The organism is Thermicanus aegyptius DSM 12793 (genome assembly GCF_000510645.1).
GTDB classification, from domain to species: Bacteria; Bacillota; Bacilli; order Thermicanales; family Thermicanaceae; genus Thermicanus; species Thermicanus aegyptius.
Genome location: NZ_KI783301.1, coordinates 807,503 through 826,414 on the forward strand (window position 1 = coordinate 807,503; position 18,912 = coordinate 826,414).

Annotated in this window: 16 protein-coding genes; 14 read left to right on the plus strand and 2 right to left on the minus strand. The window is 46.9% G+C overall.

The features are described 5' to 3' along the window. Window positions 1-12: 12 nt before the first annotated feature. The 9 genes from xylB to THEAE_RS0104335 all read left to right on the plus strand — a co-directional run bounded on the left by xylB (window position 13) and on the right by THEAE_RS0104335 (window position 11,536). On the plus strand, window positions 13-1,512 hold the full coding sequence (gene xylB, locus THEAE_RS0104290; protein ID WP_028986625.1) for a xylulokinase: 1,500 nt from the start codon (window positions 13-15) through the stop codon (window positions 1,510-1,512). 42 nt (window positions 1,513-1,554) lie between these two features. Then, entirely contained in the window at window positions 1,555-3,165 is a 1,611-nt protein-coding gene (locus tag THEAE_RS0104295; RefSeq protein WP_028986626.1) for a glycoside hydrolase family 43 protein, read from the plus strand. Window positions 3,166-3,404: 239 nt separating this feature from the next. Then, the gene (locus tag THEAE_RS0104300) at window positions 3,405-5,141 is read left to right on the plus strand and encodes a sensor histidine kinase (RefSeq protein ID WP_028986627.1); all 1,737 of its coding nucleotides are present in this window, start codon (window positions 3,405-3,407) and stop codon (window positions 5,139-5,141) included. Then, window positions 5,142-5,915: a response regulator transcription factor gene (locus THEAE_RS0104305; RefSeq protein WP_028986628.1), complete on the plus strand. Its 774-nt coding sequence runs from the start codon at window positions 5,142-5,144 to the stop codon at window positions 5,913-5,915. It begins immediately after the preceding gene. A gap of 124 nt (window positions 5,916-6,039) precedes the next feature. Beyond that, entirely contained in the window at window positions 6,040-7,389 is a 1,350-nt protein-coding gene (locus THEAE_RS0104310; RefSeq protein WP_028986629.1) for an extracellular solute-binding protein, read from the plus strand. Window positions 7,390-7,467: 78 nt separating this feature from the next. Continuing rightward, window positions 7,468-8,337 (plus strand): carbohydrate ABC transporter permease, encoded by an 870-nt coding sequence (locus THEAE_RS0104315; RefSeq protein ID WP_005588910.1) that lies wholly within the window; start codon window positions 7,468-7,470, stop codon window positions 8,335-8,337. Window positions 8,338-8,351: 14 nt separating this feature from the next. Continuing rightward, window positions 8,352-9,197 (plus strand): carbohydrate ABC transporter permease, encoded by an 846-nt coding sequence (locus THEAE_RS0104320; RefSeq protein WP_028986630.1) that lies wholly within the window; start codon window positions 8,352-8,354, stop codon window positions 9,195-9,197. A 91-nt stretch (window positions 9,198-9,288) separates the two neighbouring features. Next, window positions 9,289-9,903: a polysaccharide deacetylase family protein gene (locus THEAE_RS0104325; protein WP_028986631.1), complete on the plus strand. Its 615-nt coding sequence runs from the start codon at window positions 9,289-9,291 to the stop codon at window positions 9,901-9,903. Window positions 9,904-10,186: 283 nt separating this feature from the next. Continuing rightward, on the plus strand, window positions 10,187-11,536 hold the full coding sequence (locus tag THEAE_RS0104335; RefSeq protein ID WP_028986632.1) for a prenylcysteine lyase family protein: 1,350 nt from the start codon (window positions 10,187-10,189) through the stop codon (window positions 11,534-11,536). On the opposite strand, the gene THEAE_RS19920 is transcribed toward THEAE_RS0104335, so the two are convergent. After that, a complete protein-coding gene (locus tag THEAE_RS19920; RefSeq protein ID WP_084213436.1) occupies window positions 11,505-11,768 on the minus strand; it encodes a queuosine precursor transporter in 264 nt (87 codons plus the stop codon). The genes THEAE_RS0104335 and THEAE_RS19920 overlap by 32 nt on opposite strands. Further along, window positions 11,719-11,850: a hypothetical protein gene (locus tag THEAE_RS23655; protein WP_281169546.1), complete on the minus strand. Its 132-nt coding sequence runs from the start codon at window positions 11,848-11,850 to the stop codon at window positions 11,719-11,721. The genes THEAE_RS19920 and THEAE_RS23655 overlap by 50 nt, the downstream gene beginning before the upstream one ends. Before the next feature lie 79 nt (window positions 11,851-11,929). On the opposite strand from THEAE_RS23655, the gene miaB reads away from it, so the two are divergent. The 5 genes from miaB (at window position 11,930) to mutS (ending at window position 18,904) form a co-directional block, all read left to right on the plus strand. Continuing rightward, window positions 11,930-13,513: a tRNA (N6-isopentenyl adenosine(37)-C2)-methylthiotransferase MiaB gene (miaB, locus tag THEAE_RS0104350; RefSeq protein WP_028986634.1), complete on the plus strand. Its 1,584-nt coding sequence runs from the start codon at window positions 11,930-11,932 to the stop codon at window positions 13,511-13,513. Further along, entirely contained in the window at window positions 13,506-13,928 is a 423-nt protein-coding gene (locus tag THEAE_RS0104355; protein ID WP_005588903.1) for a YlbF/YmcA family competence regulator, read from the plus strand. Before miaB ends, THEAE_RS0104355 begins: the two co-directional genes overlap by 8 nt. 155 nt (window positions 13,929-14,083) lie before the next feature. Continuing rightward, window positions 14,084-14,635 (plus strand): outer spore coat protein CotE, encoded by a 552-nt coding sequence (gene cotE / locus THEAE_RS0104360; RefSeq protein ID WP_005588902.1) that lies wholly within the window; start codon window positions 14,084-14,086, stop codon window positions 14,633-14,635. 138 nt (window positions 14,636-14,773) lie between these two features. Continuing rightward, window positions 14,774-16,174, plus strand: coding sequence for a putative amidoligase domain-containing protein (locus THEAE_RS19925; RefSeq protein WP_169729956.1), 1,401 nt, complete (start codon window positions 14,774-14,776; stop codon window positions 16,172-16,174). Window positions 16,175-16,219: 45 nt separating this feature from the next. Next, window positions 16,220-18,904, plus strand: a complete 2,685-nt coding sequence (mutS, locus tag THEAE_RS19930) for a DNA mismatch repair protein MutS (protein WP_084213437.1) — start codon at window positions 16,220-16,222, stop codon at window positions 18,902-18,904. The last annotated feature ends 8 nt before the right edge of the window (window positions 18,905-18,912 follow it).

The window sequence follows — 18,912 nt, forward strand, 5'->3', positions numbered from 1 at the left end:
GGAAGATGAGAGATGAAATATGTGATCGGGGTAGACTTGGGTACAAGTTCCGTCAAAGTGTTGTTGATCGATCAAAAGGGTTCGGTGATCCGGGAAGTATCAAAATCATATCCTTTGATCCAAGAAAAATCGGGGTATAGTGAGCAAGATCCGGAAGAATGGGTTGAAAAGACGACGGAAGCATTAGCGGAGCTCGCATCAAACTTTCAAGGAGACATCTCAGATATCGAAGGGATTAGTTTCTCAGGCCAAATGCATGGGCTTGTCATTTTGGACCAAGAGAGACAATTGCTTAGGAATGCGATTCTATGGAATGATACCCGCACGACGGAACAATGTCGACAAATTGATGAGATCGTGGGGAAAGAGAAACTGTTGGAGATCACAAAAAATGCCGCGTTGGAAGGATTTACATTGCCCAAGATCCTCTGGGTGAAACAATACGAACCGGATATTTTCAATAAAATTCACGTATTCATGTTGCCGAAAGATTATTTACGTTTCCGGATGACCGGCCAAATCCATATGGATTATTCGGACGCAGCGGGTACTTTGTTATTGGATATCGCAAAAAAGGAATGGAGCAAGGATATTTGTGAATGGCTGGGGATCGATCCGTCCATATGCCCGCCACTTGTGGAGTCAAGTGATTTTGTAGGGACGATCACAAAAGAATTTGCCGAAAAGACGGGATTAAGCGAGAAGACTAAAGTATTTGCCGGCGGAGCGGATAATGCATGCGGGGCGATCGGCGCCGGCATTTTGTCCCCCGGTAAAACCCTTTGCAGTATCGGGACCTCCGGTGTCGTTTTATCCTATGAAGAAACAAAAGATCGAGATTTCAAAGGGAAAGTCCATTATTTCAACCACGGCAAAGAGAACGCCTATTATACAATGGGCGTTACTTTGGCCGCGGGTTACAGTCTAAGTTGGTTCAAAGAAATAGTTGCGGATGATGAAAGCTTCAACGATTTTCTTTCCGGAATCGAAGAGGTCCCGGCCGGTTCCAACGGCCTGCTCTTCACCCCCTATATCGTTGGGGAACGGACACCCTATCCGGATGCAAACATCAGGGGCAGTTTCATCGGCATCGATTCCAAACATACAAGAGCCCATTTTGTAAGGGCTGTCATCGAAGGGATTACTTTCTCTCTAAATGAATCGATGGAAATCTTCCGGGAGGCAGGGAAGGAAATCAATATGATCGTATCGATTGGGGGTGGTGCCAAGAATGAGACTTGGTTGCAGATTCAGGCCGATATCTTCAACGCCAAAATTGTAAAACTATCCAGCGAACAAGGTCCGGGTATGGGAGCAGCCATGCTTGCGGCATATGGATGCGGCTGGTTTGACAGTCTCGATGCATGCGCGGAAGAATTTCTAGATGTGGTCAAAGTATATGAACCGATTCCTGAAAATGTAGCTGTATATCGTGAATTATTTGCGATTTATCGGGAGGTTTATAAAAACACGAAGAGATTAAGTGAAAAATTGGGACCCTTTAGAGCCTAGTGATCTAGTGAATCAATTTTATAAAAGATCGAGGTGTTTTCCATGGTAAAGATTAAAAATCCGATATTGGCCGGATTTAACCCGGACCCTTCCATTTGCCGGGCAGGGGAAGATTATTACATCGCCGTCTCAACATTCGAGTGGTTTCCTGGTGTTGGGATCTATCATTCAAAGGATTTAAAAAATTGGCGTTTGGTCAGCAGGCCTCTCAATCGTTTGAGCCAATTGAATATGCTTGGAAATCCTGATTCAGGCGGTATTTGGGCTCCCGATCTGTCATATCATGACGGGAAATTTTGGCTGATCTATACCGACATCAAAGTGACGGAAGGTCAATGGAAAGATGGGCATAATTATTTAGTCACTTGTGACACGATGGACGGTGAATGGTCCGACCCGATCTACCTGAACAGCAGCGGATTTGATCCGTCCCTTTTCCATGATGAGGACGGAAGGAAATATCTTGTCAATATGGTTTGGGATCACCGTGTGGGTCATCATCATTTTTATGGCATTGTCTTGCAGGAGTATAGTGTGGAAGAGAAAAAACTTGTCGGACCCCAGAAAATCATTTTCAAAGGCACAGATGTAAAACTGACGGAAGGTCCGCATATCTACAAAATCAATGGCTATTATTATTTATTAACCGCCGAGGGAGGGACAAGGTACGAACATCAGGCTACGTTAGCCCGTTCGAAGGATATATGGGGTCCTTATGAGGTGCATCCGGATAATCCGCTCATCACTTCATACCCATATCCAAGAAATCCTTTACAAAAGGCAGGACATGCATCCATCGTTCATACCCATACCGATGAATGGTTTTTGGCCCACTTGACCGGCAGGCCATTGCCGAAGGAAGGTCAACCGTTATTAGATCCTCGCGGCTTCTGCCCATTGGGGAGAGAGACCGCGATTCAAAGGCTGGAATGGAGGGATGGTTGGCCCTATGTGGTTGGAGGGAATCAACCTTCTCTAGAAGTTGAGGGTCCTCATGTAGAAGAGGTTACGTGGGAAAGGGATTACCCTGAGAAAGATGATTTTGATTCCGAGAAATTAAATCTGCATTTCCAAACACTCCGCATTCCTCTGGATAACGGCATCATGTCGTTGACGGATCATCCGGGCCATCTAAGGTTATATGGAAGAGAGTCATTAACATCAAAATTTACCCAAGCTTTTGTAGCGAGACGTTGGCAACATTTCAATTTCACCGCCGAAACAAAAATGGCTTTCCGGCCCGATACCTTTCAGCAATCAGCCGGTCTGGTAAACTATTATAATACGCAGAACTGGACAACCCTGCAGATGACTTGGAATGAAGAAAAGGGAAGAATTTTAGAATTGATGGCTTGTGATCACTTTACCATTGATCAACCATTAAAAGGCAAGGAAATCGTGATTCCTGACGATGTAGAATATGTTTATCTGAGGGTGGAGGTAAAAACAAATACCTATCAGTATTCGTACTCCTTTGACGGGCAGGACTGGATGGAAATCCCGGTCACTTTCTACTCTTATAAATTATCGGATGATTATATCCGGGGCGGAGGATTCTTTACCGGTGCTTTTGTCGGCATGCACTGCCAAGATACATCGGGCCAAAGAAAGTATGCTGATTTTGACTACTTTATTTATCGGGCAAATGAGTAACGACCGCTTCCTTGATGAAAATGGCATTCATATCGATTGGATAGTCGCTGAAGGGAAGAATCCCTTCAGCCGACGATCCGTTTTCTTATCTAGAGCATACTCATAGTTCCGGTATTTTATAGAGTGAGATCGAGTATTTATCCGTTTTTCTTATGACCATTTCAATTCTCTGGTTACCGTTTGCCCAATTTTTTTGAATGGACGATTAAAAAAAGTAGATTTACAGGAAGGTAGCATTCATGGTAGAAAGGCTAAAAAAATGGTATACCTTGCGGAATCAAATCCTGGTTGTTTTTTTAGCTGTCATGATCATTGTTTTAGCGATGGTCAGTTTTATTACATTAAAACAGGTCTCATCGCTTGTAAAAAAGAATGCGGAAAATCAAATTGAACAGACGGCCGTTGAAGCTGGGGGAAGAATTGATTCCCTATTTAAGCAATTGAATACGGCAACAAAAATTATTCTTACAAATCAGAGCATTCAGTCTGTCCTTGAGAAGAAATATGTCGGAGAAGGAATTGCCTTTTCGGAATTACAGAGAATAACAAATCTCATGAATACTATGCTTGCCAATTCCGAAGGCATTTATTCAATAGATTTATACGCAAGTAATTTGGATCGGCTGGTACCATTTGATGATACAAAATTGTTTGACCACATTGATAGGAAATGGATCGAACAGGCCGATGAGGCAGGGGGAAAATTGGTATGGATAGGGGAAGATCCGCAAAATCCCAATTATTTTTTGCTCATCAGGAGGGTAAATCTCATGGAACGGAGATTTGCCAATGGTGGGTACCTATTGATTCGTATCAATAGTCGTTATTTACAGGTCGCAGATCAAAATATGCAAGAACAATATTCGATCTTGCTCGATAAGGAATTGAATCCTATTTTTACGAATTACCCGGGGGAAATAACCCCCGATTCGTTAAAAAACCAATCAACGATCATGATCCATCAAAAAGAATATATCGTAACCAAACAGATGTCGGACGAGACGGGCTTTACCGTTTTAATCTTGACTCCGGTACGTGTTCTTACCGAGAGGCTGAGCAGCATACGAATAGGCATTATCATTTCGGGGATTATGGGCATTATCATCTACTTGATTAGCTCATGGTTCCTTTCAACGAGCATTACAAAACCGATCGTTCAATTAACAAATACAATGAGACTTGCTAATGAAGGATTAATGGCACTCAATCCGCAGGTGATCACAGTCAACGAAATCAACGAATTAAACAGTACGTATAATCAGCTCGTAAAGGAAACCAACCACTTGATTAAGATGGTCTATCAAAAAGAAATTATTCGTAGCCACAGTGAATTAAAAGCGTTGCAGGCGCAAATCAATCCCCATTTTCTTTATAACACATTAGATTCTCTGCGCTGGTCTTTGGAAGAGAAGGGAGAAGAGGAACTGGCAGATATCGTAGTGTCTATGTCCAACTTATTTCGCTATACCATTAGTAAGAATGCGAAGGATGACTGGGCAACGGTGAAAGAAGAATTTGATCATATTCAAAATTATTTAGAAATCATCAGATTTAGATTTGGCGACAGAATCAAATGGAAATTGATGTTGCCTCCAACATTAGAGTCTGCCAAAATACCGAAGCTTTTAATTCAACCGCTCGTTGAAAACGCAGTCATCCACGGCTCCGGGAATCAATTAAAACCTTGCACCATTATAGTCTCCGTTGAATCCGATTCATCGAACGAGAACATGAGGATAACCGTTGAAGATGATGGGGCGGGGATGGACGAGGAGAAGCTAAACTCAATTAAAAATCTCTTGGAGACGGGAGGGTTATCCACAGTAAACGGAAAAGGCATAGCGCTTTATACGATCAAAAAACGCCTTCAATATTACTACAAAGAGGAATCCGAAAAATTCTTTTCGATCTCCAGTCAAGTAAATCAAGGAACAAAGATCACGATTGAAGTGCCAATCAATGGAGGGGATCTCTAAATGTATGATAAAACCATACTGATTGTTGACGATGAACCGAGAGCAAGGGAAGGCATCAAAAGAATGTTGGAAAAATGGGCGGAAGGAAAGCATTATATCTTAACCGCCTCCAATGGCATAGAGGCCCTAGAAATCATAGAAAAACAAAAGGTTCATATTCTATTAACCGATATTCGTATGCCGGAAATTTCGGGATTGCAGATCATGGAAAAAATGAAAGAAAAGGGACAAACACCGGTCGTCATCGTCATTTCGGCTTACCCTGAATTTGAATATGCACAAAAGGCCATCGGGTTTGGAGTAATCCATTATCTGCTTAAACCAATCGGTAAAAGTCAACTGATTGAAGCCATTGAAGAGGGAATCCGACTTGCAGAGAAGAAGGAGAGGGCGGGCGTTATTGAGAAGATTGTCGACGATAAACTGGTCCATGCCTTCGATAAAAACAGCGGTGCCCGCGAACCGATTCGCGAAGCGATTCAGTTTATCGATCAGCATTTAAAAGAAGAAATCTCTTTAAAGGATGTAGCGGAATATGTTCACTTAAATCCCAGCTATTTTAGCGTTCTGTTCAAAGAGCAAGTCCATCTCACATTTAGCGAGTACATCACCAGAAGAAGAATGCAGAGGGCCAAGGAATTGTTGATCACCACAAATCTACCTATCTCGGAAGTGGCTGAGGAGGCCGGCTATAAAACCACCAAATATTTTATTAAACTGTTTAAAGAAATCGAGGGTATAACGCCGAGTGTTTACCGAAGAAACCAACAATAAAGGGCTTTCAAATATCTAAAAATACTGGTATTTTCCCTAAACGTTGTTACCTTTCTTGAGAAATATTGCAATGCTACACTATAAATGTCTTTGGGATATTAAAAAAAGTAAGGGAGGTCGTAAAATGTTTAGAAAGAAAGCGTTATCATTATTGGTCATGTTGGTGCTTTTGGCCGGTTTGGTCTTGTCGGGTTGCTCTTCCTCTAATGATTCCAGTAGTGGAAGTGCTTCCAATAGTGGAAACGTTTCCTCGGGAAATGAGCAAATTCGTCTCAAGTTCATGCATGATTGGCCACAAGGAAGCTCGACGGCTTATTACAATCTTGTGAATGAGATCATTAAGGACTATCAAAACGAGCATCCGAATGTTGTCATCGACTTGGAAGTGTTGAATCCCGACCAATACAGAGATAAATTGAAAGTCCTAGCCGCATCGAATGAATTGCCGGATGTAGGATTGACCTGGTCGAACGGGTTTGCAGAACCGTATGCGACAGGCGGGCAATTTGAACCGTTAGATGATATCATTCAAAAAGAGTTTAAAGACCAGTTTGTCCCCGGCACCGTAGAGTCCTATTTCTTTGACGGAAAGTCCTATGCGCTGCCGATGGAAATGAACATTACCTATATTTTCTACAATAAGGAGATGTTCCAGAAATATAATCTTGAAGTGCCGAAAACCTTTGAGGAATTCAAAAATGTCGTGAATGTGCTGAAAAAGAATAATGTCATTCCGGCTACGGTGGGTTCAAAAGATGGATGGCCCGCTTCCATGTGGTTCATGTATTTGGCGGATCGAATCGGTGGGCCGACGATCTTAACGGATGTTATTCACGGAAAGGTAAAAATGACCGATCCCGCAATCGTTAAAGCCGCTCAAGAAATTCAAAATCTTGTCGACATGGGCGCATTTGTGAAAGGAAACACGGCCCTTTCTAATGATGAAGCGAAAGGTTACTTCATGAATGAAAAAGCAGCCATGTTCCTAACGGCAACGTGGGAACTGCCCAACTATACGACCAGTCCGGATGTTCCGCAGGAATTTAAGGATAAAGTCGGCTATTTTAAATTCCCTCTCTATGAAGGCGGTAAAGGTACCGACCAAAATAGCTACGTGGGTGGTCCCGGACTTGGCGCCTTCGTATCCTCAAAATCGAAATATAAAGACCAAGCGAAAGATTTTGCGGCCTATTTAGTCAAAGAATGGGGTAAGAGATCGGTAGGCGAGGCCGGCATTCTTCCTGCGACGAAGGTAAGTACGGAAGGATTAAAAGTAAATCAAATGTACATCGACGTTTTAAATGATATCAATAATGCCACAAATGTAACTACCTGGTTTGACACGCAAGCAAGCCCCAATATTTCGGAATTGCATCATGACCTGATGACCGCTTTATTTGGCAAGCAAATTACACCGGAAGAGTTTGCGCAACAACACGCCGATGCGTTCGCTAAAGAGGCCGCTGAAAAATAATGGGAGGATTTTCGTCTCTCAAGTTAGAGGGCATTGCTAAAAATGCCCTCTAATTTGTAATCGAAGGAGGAATGACAAATGAGAAATGTCATGTCCAATAAGTTCGTGATCGCTTTGTACGTGCTTCCTGCGCTCTTTCTGGTATTGGTCCTCATCTATATCCCGATTGTACTGACGGGGTACTATGGATTGATGGACTGGGACGGGGTTGGGAAGATGAAGTTCATCGGATTGGAGAATTATATCGATCTGATCCATGATCCATATTTCTGGGCGAGCACTTGGCATTCCATCTTATTAGCCCTTTTTTCGGTATTTAGTTTATTGGGCTACTTGTTGATCTCGTTGGTATTGGCCAGCAAAATAAAGGGCGCCAATCTTTTCCGTAAGATTTATCTCATCCCGATGCTGTTGTCTTCCGTGGCGATCGCGCAACTATGGAGTAAGGTGTTTGACCCGAATAACGGGATGATCAATAGTATATTGTCGGCACTAGGCTTTGAAAACCTGCCTTTATGGCTGGCCGATCCCAACATCGCCCTCTATGCCATCTTTATTCCCATTGTTTGGCAATATGCCGGATTTTATATCATCATCATCTATGCGGCTTTAATCAATGTCCCTGATGAATTGATCGAAGCGGCCAAAATTGACGGGGCAAACACATTGCATATCGCTTTCAGGATTAAAGTGCCTCTGATTTCTGGCGTATTAAAAGTGTTGGTCATTCTGGCGGTGGTTGGTTCATTGAAATATTTCGATTTAATCTATGTCATGACCGGCGGCGGTCCAAACCATGCCAGTGAGGTGATTGCTTCGTATATGTATACCGAAGCGTTTGGCAAATACAATTTCGGCTATGGCAGCGCCATCGGTTTTGGGCTATTGATCATTAGCATGACGGCCACATGGCTGATTCAAAAAATGTTGCATACAAAAGTAGATTAAAAGGGGGGACGGAGATGAAGAAACAGGATTCGATCGGAAAACGAATAGGAATGGGTATTCTTTATGCGGTATTGGTGATCATGGCGATCATCCAAATCTACCCCCTGATCTGGGTATTTGAGTTATCTCTTAAAACGAATCAAGAAGTATTCGGAATGTCTCCATTTGCCTTACCCAAGGATCCGCAGTGGGGAAATTATCTCAAAGCTTGGACAACGGGCGGGATCAATAAATATTTTATGAATAGCGTCTGGTATACGGTGGTTGCCGTTCTCTTGACATTGATATTGGGGAGTTTTGTTACGTTCGCACTGACCAGAATGGAGTGGAAATTAAAGGGATTTGTTTTGGCGTTATTTATGGCTGCCTATATGATTCCTTTACACTCCACATTAATTCCGCTGTTTAATATTTTCAAACATATCCATTTAATCGATAATCCTCTTTCGATCATAATTTCCTATACCACGTTCAACCTGCCGATCACGATTATGATTTTGTTAGGCTTTTATCAGGCATTACCGCGGGAAATTGAAGAAGCGGCGGTCATCGACGGCTGCTCCGTCCATCGAATTTTTTTCCGGATTACACTTCCGATGACGTCGCCGGTGCTTGTAACCACTGCGATCATTAATATGATCTATAATTGGAACGAATTCGTATTTGTGAACACCTTCATCAGCTCGGAGAAATGGAAAACAATTACGGTGGGTGTAAATAATTTTGTCGGCCAATATTTGACCGATTGGGGCGCCATTGGCGCAACGTTGGTCATTAGTATTTTGCCGGTTCTTATCGTTTATTTATTCCTGAGCGACCGGATTATTGAAGGCCTTGCTGCAGGTTCGGTAAAAGGATAATCGGTGTCGGATTTGTCATGCTTCGCGGGACTTGTAGAATAGGGAAACGTTGAATCTCCCTTTCCGGGAAAGATGAAGGAGAAGAGATAAAATGAGTTTAATCAATGAGGTTTCAACGAAGGAGAAGGTTATAGCAATCACATTTGACGACGGCCCCAATCCCCTTTATACTCCACAAATTATAGATATTTTTGCTCAAACGAATTCCAAGGCAACTTTTTTCATGATTGGTGAACAGATTGAAAAGAACCCTGAAATCGTAAAATTAGTCGCTGAACAAGGTCATGAAATCGGGAACCATACCTTTAGCCACGCAAAATTAACCCAAATAGGGCAAGAAGAGTGCAGGGAAGAGATTAAGCGGAATGAAGAACTGATCCAAAATTTGACACACAAAAAACCGGTTATCTTGCGCCCGCCCTATCTCGATTATAATGACGAAACAACTCGCTTGGTTCGTGAGCTAGGATACGCCATGATCGGTGCATTGAATATCGATGCGACCGATTGGGAACAGCCGGGCGTAGAATTTATTTTAGAAAAAACAAGAAACCACATAAAGAATGGCAGTATTCTACTATTTCATGATGGTTACGGAGATCGTTCACAATCGATTGAAGCAGTTCGACGTCTACTCCCTGAATTGGTTTCACAGGGATATAAACCGGTTACGGTTAGCGAGCTTTTACGTTTATTTGGTGGGTGACTTCCCCCTGCAATTGCCGGAGATGGGCCCAAGGGGGAAGGGGATGTGCGGATCAGTTGGGTTCAATCGGAGAAAGTCCTGCCGGATGCGGCGAAGAGGATCGCTGCGAGCGGCATTCTGAAGAGGAATCGGGTGACCTAATCTTAAGGAATTTTAGAATATATAAAGAAAACTTTAAAATTTGGTTTTTATTCTTTTGATATAATTGGTTCAAAGAGTGGGAGAGTACTTTTTTTGGAGATACCCTTTCTTTATTTTATAAAGAAAGAGAGGAGTTTAGCGCATGACCGGGGAACGGAAGGAAAAAGCGCGGGTGGGGATTATCGGGGCAGGAATCGCCGGAAGTTTTACCGCCTTTTTTTTGAAAGAGGCATTTGGCGATCAGGTGGATCGGATCATTTTTGAGAAAGAAGAGCGGGTGGGCGGACGGGTGAATGAAGCTCACTTCAGAGGCCTTACCTTTGAGGCAGGCGCCTCGTTGATCCACTCGGCCAATCGCTACATAGGAAGAGCCGTCGATCGGTTCGGACTTCACCGAACCGACTCCGTAAAGGGGGAGAAAAAGGCGCCTGTCCGTGCGAGATTGGGAATCTGGAATGGGAGTTCCTTCGATCTTCGAACAACCATGCGTCCGGTGCCGATGGCGATTCGGCTCTTGTCTCGCTACGGTTTCAGTCTTTTTAAGGCGAAAAAATGGGCGGAGGAGGCGGTTACCCGTCTCGACCGAGTGTATGGCGAATTGGAGCGGGGACACGGATACCTTACACCCGAGGAAATGCACAAAAGCCTCGGTCTCTACGAGTGGGCTCAGGAGGAAGCCTATTCCTTTTTTCGTAAAGAAGGGATTGGTGAACGATTGATCGTTGAATGGATCGATGGGGTTTCCCGGGCCAATTATGTGCAGGGTAGCGAGATGAACGCTTGGGTCACCTTGATCTCTCTGGTAGGGGCCGGTTTAGGCGGAGGCTACACCTATTCGGTGCTTGAAGGAAATCGGAGGGTTTGCGAGGAACTGATCCGTCATTCCGGCGCCACCCTTCTGACCGGGAGTGCGGTGGTTGGCATGAGCCGGGAAGGGAATGCTTATGTCATCACCACTCAAGATGGGCGCTCGGAAAGATGTGACGCCGTCATCGTGGCGACACCCCTTGAGACGATTCCCACCCCTTGGGATGACGGGGTCATCCATTCAAATTTTTGGCGTTTGAGGAAATATCAGGAGAATCATGTGACGCTGGTTGCCGGGCAACTGAGTCCTGTCTATTTCGGGTTAAAGGATGAAAAAGATCTCCCCCATCTCGTCTTAACCCGTAACAAGGAGGAGATTCCCTTCGCCGCCATCGGCAGGATGGGGATGACCGAGGACGGAAAAGAGGAGATTTACAAGATCTTTTCGACCCGGTCTTTGGATGAGATGGCCTTATCCCGTATTTTTTCCCGCCATTCGGATGTGGAAAGATGGATTTGGCATGCTTATCCGGTTCTTACTCCGATGAAGGAGTGGCCTCCCTTTCGCCTTGGTGAGCGGCTATATTACGTGAATGGCATGGAATCGGCCGTTTCAACCATGGAGACGGAGGCCATCGCCGCGAAGAATGTGGTTAACCTCTTTCGAACAGAATGGGCGGAGTAAATCTGGCCCAGGCCACCCATCCATAGGTGAGCGGTGTGCCGAAGATGGCGAGTAACCCCTTGATCGCATATTCCGTCACGATGATTTGGAGGATAGGAAGAGGGGGCATTCCCCCGGCAAAGGCGACAAAGGAGAAGAGGGTGGTATCGATCAATTGGCTCGTCATCGTGGATGCGTTGTTCCTAAGCCACAAGTGTTTTTCCTTTCTCTTCTGCCGCAGGGTGAGGAAGATCCGGACGCCGAGATTTTGAGAGACGGCAGTTCATATTCATGCGGGTATTGGTGATTTCCATTCCTTTTTTCTCTAAAGGCATGGTATAATACTCCTGATATGCACTTTAAAATCACCCGGGTCCCGCGAGGGACCCTTGCAAGTGTAAAGGAGGAAGATCTATGTCGGAGAAGGAGCGCCAACCGGACTTAAAATTCGCGAAGGCGCAGGAAAATGGGAAGAGACCGCCCATGAAAGTCCTCTTAGAATACGACGGCAAGCAGAAGGTGAAGATTTTAGGAACGGGTCGAAATGCCCTCATCTACTCCAGCCCTTCGTACCGGGATGAACGAAAAAGGGGAAAGGCGGAGACGGAACACCTCTCCTTTGAGGGATTCCCGGAGGATGTGAAGAGGTTGGGGAGAGGAAAGCGGTATCTCATCTATACCTGGGGCTGCCAAATGAATGTCCACGATTCGGAAGTGATGGCAGGCATCTTGGAGGAGATGGGGTACACCCCAACCGAAGAGGAGAAAGAGGCGGATCTCATCCTCTTTAACACCTGTGCCGTGCGGGAAAACGCAGAGGATAAGGTGTTTGGGGAATTGGGCCGGCTAAAGGTTTTAAAGCTTGAAAAACCGGGACTGATCCTGGGTCTTGCCGGATGTATGTCCCAGGAAGAGACGGTGGTGAATAAGATCCTCCGTTCCTATCCCCATGTGGATCTCGTATTCGGAACCCACAACATCCACCGCCTTCCCATCCTGCTTCGGGAAGCCCTCTTTGGCAAAGAGATGGTGATCGAAGTCTGGAACAAGGAAGGGGACATCGTGGAGAACCTGCCCAAGCAACGCCGGGACGGGCTGAAGGCTTGGGTGAATATCATGTACGGATGCGATGAGTTCTGCACCTATTGTATCGTTCCCTATACGCGGGGGAAGGAGAGGAGCCGGCGTCCCGAAGAGATTTTGGCCGAGGTGAGGGATTTAGCCCGGCGGGGTTATCAAGAGATTACTCTTCTGGGGCAGAATGTGAATGCCTACGGGAAAGATTTTACCGACCGGGACTATAACTTTGCCGACCTGCTAAGCGATATTCACAAGATCGATATTCCCTGGGTTCGTTTTACCACCAGCCATCCGAGGGATTTTGACGATCGCCTCATCGACGTCCTCGCCCAAGGAGGAAATCTCCTGGAACATGTCCATCTTCCTGTTCAGTCGGGAAGCAACCGGATCTTAAAACGGATGAACCGGAAATATACCCGGGAAGAGTATTTGGATCTCGTCCGTCGCATGAAGGAGAGGATCCCGGGACTTACCCTCACCACCGATATCATCGTCGGTTTCCCCGGAGAAACGGAGGAGGATTTCCAAGAAACCCTGCGTCTGGTGGAAGAGGTGGGGTATGATGCGGCCTTTACGTTTATCTACTCCCCACGTGCCGGTACTCCTGCCGCCCGAATGGAGGATAACGTGAGTGAAGAAGAGAAGAAGGAGCGCTTAAACCGCTTAAACGAGCTTTTAGCCAAACAGGGTAGGCAGAAAAACGAGTCCCTCAAGGGGCGTGTCGTCGAAGTTCTCGTGGAAGGGGAGAGCAAAAAAGACCCCACTATCCTATCTGGAAGAACAAGAAATAATAAGCTGGTTCATTTCAGGGGAGCGAAGGAGTGGACCGGCCGATTCATCCGGGTCCGCATCACGGAACCTAAAACCTGGGTTTTAATGGGAGAAGCGGTAGAAGAGGGGAGCTATGTCCATGAATAAAGAAAGATTGGTTACCCGGGAAGAGATCCTGGATAAGGCGAGAGAACTGGCCGATCTCATCTCCCGGTCCGACGAGGTCGATTTTTTCAAGAAGGCGGAGCAAAAGATTAAAAAAAACATGAAGGTACAGCTCCTCATCGGCCAGATTAAAGGGAAACAAAAAGAAGCGGTCCATGCGGAGCATTACGGAACGCCTCAGCACTTGGCGGAGGTGGAGAAGGAGATCGAACGCCTGAATCAGGAATTGGATGAGATCCCTGTGGTGCAGGAATTTAAACAATCCCAGGTGGAGGTCAATGATCTGCTGCAGTTAATCACCAATATCATCTCCAATACAGTCACCGAAAAGATTATTCTCTCCACAGGAGGGGATCCTTTAACCGGGAAAACGGGGATTTTACCGGATGAGGAATAAAAACAGGCAATCTCTCTTTGAAAAAAGCAAATATTGCATCGTTCGAACTAGACGACTCCCGTTCCTTTTTCATAAAGGGCGGGATTTTTTTATGCACCATAGACAAATGCCTTGCATAGAGATGGAATGAAAGCCCGGATGGAGGAGGGAACAGAATGGCCTTGAACGAAAAAGGAGTTAGCGTACGGGAAATCATTACAAAAGCGGTGATTGGAAAAGGGAACAAATTCTCTCAAGAGACCCATGTAATGATCCCGCCCAATACCCCGAACAGCATCCTTGGCTGCTGGGTGATAAATCATGCCTATACCGCTGCGAAAGTGGGAGATGCCGTCGAGATTACCGGTTCTTATGATATTAACGTATGGTATTCATACGCCAATAATTCAAAGACCGATGTGGCAAAGGAAAATCTCTCCTATGTGGAAAGAATTCCCCTTTCTTATCTGGATGGTAACCACTTTGGCGGGGATGAGGAGGTCAAAGCGACCGTAACCCAACAACCCAGTGCGGTGGAGGCAAAAGTGGTGGAAGGTAAGTGCAGCGTCACCGTAGAAAAAGAGTTCTTTGCAGAGATGATCGGTGAAACGAAAGTATGCGTATTGGTTGCACCGGGTTCCTGCGGAGAACTGGATGAGAAGCTCTTCGAAGAAGGAGCCGACCTCGGGGATCTGGAGGATGAAGTTCTCATCGATGAATTGGATTAAACAGGATGTGATTCCTTGGATTCGTTGGAATCACCGGGAGAAGGGGGAGTCATGCCTCCTTTTTTCTTCTGTGTACGGGCAAATCGAGAGAAAGAATTCCGAAAAAAAGCCCGGTGGTTCCGGGGGAGGAAGGGGAAGATGTCCATCTATGTGCTGCATGGGGAAAAGGAAAGTGCCGTCCCCCTCTTTGAAGAGGCGGGGTGGGATCACGGCAGTAATCCCCCTGTGGAAGGGATAGGGTACGATATGATCCTCCAGTGGGGAAGGGAAGAGCTATCAGGGGAAGAGAACAGCTTTTTTGTATTAAATGGTGCAAAAGCTATAAATAATCTTTCCTCGGGGCGATGGCGATCCCTCCTTCCCCTGCATGGGTTGGCCGTCGGGGAAAAGGGAGGAAATTACAGCAGAAAGCTTCTTGTCGCTTCTTTTCAGCAGGAGATCTTAGGAATTTACTCCAACTTGGGGCCGGCTTGGCTCGCCGAGGGAATCAACCGAAGAAGGCTGCGTGAATTCCGTTACGATGAGGGATCCCGATGGGTAAAGCGGGTCACGGTGACGGCGGTTCGCTCCCTCTACGCCATGGGCCTCGATTTTGGCTCCGTGCTTTTAGGGCAAGATGGAAATAAGTGGCGTATTCTCTCCATATCTCCCCGCCTCCCGTCTCTTCCCACCCTGTTTCAACGCTTGAGGGAAAACGTGGTCAAGCTTCGGGAGGAGCTTCTCCTCCCCAGGGGAAAAGGGGAAATCTTTCTGGGCGCCGATCCGGAATTTATCTTGCAGGATTCATCGGGCCGGTTTCTCCTCGCCTCCCGTTTTTTTCCTCAGCGAGGGGATGTGGGCTGCGACAGGATCTGGCTTCGGGGCGACCGGACGAAGAGGAGACTCCCCATCGCCGAATTGCGCCCCATCCCCTCTCCCGATCCGAAGGAATTGGCAAAAAGCATTGTGAAACTACTTCGCAAGGCAGCTCGAAAGGTTTCCGATCCCAGGATTCGCTTTCTCGCCGGAGCAACCCCCCTGAAGGGGTACCCGATCGGGGGACATATCCATTTTAGCCCTCTTCCTGTAAATCATTTTTTGGTACGGGCCTTAGATAATTATCTGGCCCTTCCCCTATTTCTCCTGGAAGATCCGGAAGGGTTCGTTCGCCGCCCTCGCTACGGATTTTTGGGCGATGTTCGCACGAAACCCCATGGTGGCTTTGAATATAGGACTCTCCCCAGCTGGCTCATCTCCCCACGGATTGCCCAAGGAGTTCTCATCCTCTCTAAATTGATCGCTCTTCATTATGATCGGTTGAGACAAACCCCGCTCACTTTGCCTTCCGTCCAAGAAGCTTTTTATGGAGGGAAGCAGGAGGAGCTACAGGAAATGGTTCTCTCCCTCTGGGAAGATTTGGAACGACTCCCTGCGTATCCGGAATATGAAGGGGAATTGGAGCGGTTTAAGGAAAAGCTGCGCATGCTCCGAAAATGGAATCAAAAAGAGGATTTTCGCAGCCGTTGGCGTCTCCCCCCCTACGAACGGGAAACATTGTGATATAATAAGAGGCATAATCTCCGAAAAAGGGGATCGGGAGGAAAAATGGAACAAATCACACCGATGATGCGACAATACCTGGATATAAAGAAAGAGTATGCGGATGCCCTTCTCTTCTTTCGTCTAGGCGATTTTTATGAGCTATTTTTCGAGGATGCGCTCGTCGCCTCCAGAGAGTTGGAAATTACGTTAACAGGCAGGGAGGGGGGAGGGGAGCGGATTCCCATGTGCGGGGTTCCTCACCACTCTGCCGATGCGTACATAAAGATTTTAATCGACCGAGGGTATAAAGTAGCCATCTGCGAGCAGATGGAAGATCCGAAGCTGGCAAAAGGGGTGGTCAAACGGGAGGTCGTCCGGGTGATTACCCCTGGGACATTGATCGATCAGGAACTTTTAGACAGTGAGAATCATTATCTGGCGGCTTTGGTGAAGATCGACGGGGAGTATGGCCTGGCTTTTTCCGATCTCTCCACCGGGGAGTTTTATCTCCCCTCTTCCCCTTTCTTTTCCAGGCTATCCCTCTTGGAGGAGCTTCTACCCTATGCGCCGAAAGAGCTTCTTTATGAGCCTGGAATGGATGAGGAGGATCTCTCTTACTTGCTGGAAGCCCTTAAGACGATGGCTACTCCTTATGCTTTACAGGAGGAGGATTCTTTTCATCGTTTTTTCCCCGGGCGAGGAGAGGGCCTCTCGGTTCCTTCCAGGAGGGCGGCCTCTTTACTCCTCTCCTATTTGGAGGCGACGCAGAAGAGATCGATCTCCCATGTGCGTCGTTTAGAAATTTATCCCCCTGACCGGCATATGATTCTCGATCCCTTCACACGACGCAATCTGGAATTAACGGAGACGATCCGGAATGGGTCGAAGGAGGGAAGTCTGCTTCACGCCATCGACCGCACCGTTACCTCCATGGGGAGGCGGGGGTTGAAGCGTTGGCTGGACAAGCCGTTGCTGGACCGGGAGGAAATTGAGGCGCGCCTTGACGCGGTTCAATATTTTTACGACCATCCCATTATCCGGGCAGAAATACGGGAGGCCCTTAAAGAGGTTTATGATCTGGAACGCTTGGTGGGGAGAATTTCCTACGGAAATGTAAACGGCAGAGATCTGGCTCAACTCAGGAGAACCCTTGGCGTTCTTCCCCATCTACTTTCCCCCTTCATCGATGGAGAAGAGAATGAGGTTCCAAGGCTCCTTCGTTTTCAGGGGGAGATGACCACCCTTCTCACCCTCCATGGATTTTTGGAAAAGGCGCTCGTGGATGATCCTCCCGTAAGTGTGAAGGAGGGCGGCCTGATACGGGAAGGATTTAACCAAGATTTAGATCGCTACCGGGATGCCGGCCGGAATGGAAAGGCTTGGATAGCTGCGCTGGAGCAGAAAGAACGGGATCGGACCGGCATTCGTTCCCTGAAGGTAGGCTTTAATAAGGTTTTCGGCTATTATATAGAGGTGACCAAAGCAAACCTTTCCCTCGTTCCCCCTGAGTATGAGCGGAAACAGACGCTGGCCGGAGGAGAGCGGTACGTTACTCCGGAACTAAAGGAGAAGGAACAACTTATTCTTGAAGCAGAGGAGAAGATGGTCGAACTGGAATACCGACTTTTCCAAGAGATTCGGGAAATCCTGCTCGCCCATATTGAAGAGCTGCAGGAGGTGGCCGCCTGTGTCATTCGCCTCGATCTCTTCTCCTCCTTTGCCCAGCTCGCCGAGGAAAGGAACTACTGCCGTCCCCGTTCTCATGGGGAACGGAGGCTTAAGATTCTGGAAGGGCGCCATCCGGTGATCGAACAGGTGCTGAAGGGACCCTATATTCCAAACGACACCTTTTTTGATGAGGAGCGGAGGATCTATTTAATCACAGGGCCCAATATGGCAGGGAAGAGCACCTACATGCGTCAGGTTGCGTTAATTCAGCTCTTGTTTCAGATCGGCTCGTTCGTCCCTGCCCGGGAGGCGGAACTGCCCGTTGTCGACCGGATCTTTACCCGCATTGGGGCGGCCGATGATTTGGTGGAAGGTTCCAGCACCTTCATGGTGGAGATGAATGAGATCATGGTGACCACCACCCAAGCGACGGCCAAAAGCCTGGTCATTATCGACGAACTGGGGAGAGGAACTTCCACCCAAGACGGCATGGCCATCGCCCAGGCGGTGATTGAATACCTCCACGACCAGGTGAAATGCCTCACCCTAGTCTCCACTCATTTTCATGAATTGGCCGCTTTGGAGGCCACCCTCCACTCTTTACGGAATTACCACATGGCGGTAAAGGAGAAGAAGGAGGAGATCCTGTTTACCCGTCAACTGGTGGCCGGTTCCACCTCGAACAGTTATGGCATTTATTGCGCCTATTTGGCCGGCATTCCGAAACGGATCATTGCCCGGGCCAATGAACTACTCTCCACTTATGAGGAGAAGAGCATCGCATTGCAATTAACGTTTCCCTTTTTGGAAGAGGGTGGAGAAACATCGGGATCGGGAGCCGATCCCCGGGAAAAAGAGGAGAATGTTGATCGAAGAGAGCCGGTACAATCGGTGGACCACACGAATCGAATGGAACAAACCATTCTACAAGAATTGAAGACACTCGATCTGAACCGTCTCCCTCCCATTGAAGCCCTCATGCTCCTCTCCCGCTGGCAGGGCATCTTGAACCAGGGAGAAGTAGGGGAGGAAGAGAAAGCGGTGAAAGAGGGGAGTGGGATAGGGGAAGGGAGGAAATAGAATCGAGA

Coding starts and splice junctions, on each gene's coding strand:
- miaB (WP_028986634.1), top strand. CDS start 11,930: ATGTCGGAGAAGGAGCGCCAACCGGACTTAAAATTCGCGAAGGCGCAG.
- cotE (WP_005588902.1), top strand. CDS start 14,084: ATGGCCTTGAACGAAAAAGGAGTTAGCGTACGGGAAATCATTACAAAA.
- THEAE_RS0104315 (WP_005588910.1), top strand. CDS start 7,468: ATGAGAAATGTCATGTCCAATAAGTTCGTGATCGCTTTGTACGTGCTT.
- THEAE_RS0104320 (WP_028986630.1), top strand. CDS start 8,352: ATGAAGAAACAGGATTCGATCGGAAAACGAATAGGAATGGGTATTCTT.
- xylB (WP_028986625.1), top strand. CDS start 13: ATGAAATATGTGATCGGGGTAGACTTGGGTACAAGTTCCGTCAAAGTG.
- THEAE_RS0104295 (WP_028986626.1), top strand. CDS start 1,555: ATGGTAAAGATTAAAAATCCGATATTGGCCGGATTTAACCCGGACCCT.
- THEAE_RS0104310 (WP_028986629.1), top strand. CDS start 6,040: ATGTTTAGAAAGAAAGCGTTATCATTATTGGTCATGTTGGTGCTTTTG.
- THEAE_RS23655 (WP_281169546.1), bottom strand. CDS start 11,850: ATGCCTTTAGAGAAAAAAGGAATGGAAATCACCAATACCCGCATGAAT.
- THEAE_RS0104325 (WP_028986631.1), top strand. CDS start 9,289: ATGAGTTTAATCAATGAGGTTTCAACGAAGGAGAAGGTTATAGCAATC.
- THEAE_RS0104300 (WP_028986627.1), top strand. CDS start 3,405: ATGGTAGAAAGGCTAAAAAAATGGTATACCTTGCGGAATCAAATCCTG.
- THEAE_RS0104335 (WP_028986632.1), top strand. CDS start 10,187: ATGACCGGGGAACGGAAGGAAAAAGCGCGGGTGGGGATTATCGGGGCA.
- THEAE_RS19925 (WP_169729956.1), top strand. CDS start 14,774: ATGTCCATCTATGTGCTGCATGGGGAAAAGGAAAGTGCCGTCCCCCTC.
- mutS (WP_084213437.1), top strand. CDS start 16,220: ATGGAACAAATCACACCGATGATGCGACAATACCTGGATATAAAGAAA.
- THEAE_RS0104355 (WP_005588903.1), top strand. CDS start 13,506: ATGAATAAAGAAAGATTGGTTACCCGGGAAGAGATCCTGGATAAGGCG.
- THEAE_RS0104305 (WP_028986628.1), top strand. CDS start 5,142: ATGTATGATAAAACCATACTGATTGTTGACGATGAACCGAGAGCAAGG.